Here is a 317-nt window from a genome sequence, read left to right on the forward strand (position 1 = left end):
GAGGCGGCGCGGAGGGGCTACCGCGCGCTCCTGGCCCGCCGCCAGCTCGCCCCGCCCCAGCCCGCCGACACGCTGGCGCTCGACGCCGCGGCGGTGCTGCTCGAGACCCTGCCGATCCACCCCGATCTGCGCCGCGGCGAGCAGCCGGCGATCCTCGGCGGGCTGCGCATGAACCTGCTCGTCGCCCAGGCCGAGATGGAGCGCCGCTTCGCGCCCGCCCCGCTCGCCGCCGCCCTTCTGGCAACACCGCCGTGACCGCGCCCGGGCTCGCGCTGTTCACCGGCCGGGTCGCTTCGGCGATGCGGCCCGCGCCGCCG

1 protein-coding gene is annotated in these 317 nt (G+C 79.5%); it reads left to right on the forward strand.

Annotated features, from left to right (window positions below; all coding sequences use genetic code 11):
• A partial coding sequence (locus FK498_RS19680) for a hypothetical protein (RefSeq protein ID WP_161988504.1) occupies nucleotides 1-255 on the forward strand: 255 nt, incomplete at its 5' end.
• Between the last annotated feature and the right edge of the window lie 62 nt (nucleotides 256-317).

Origin of the sequence: Elioraea sp. Yellowstone (assembly GCF_006704265.1) — a bacterium.
GTDB lineage: Bacteria > Pseudomonadota > Alphaproteobacteria > Acetobacterales > Acetobacteraceae > Elioraea.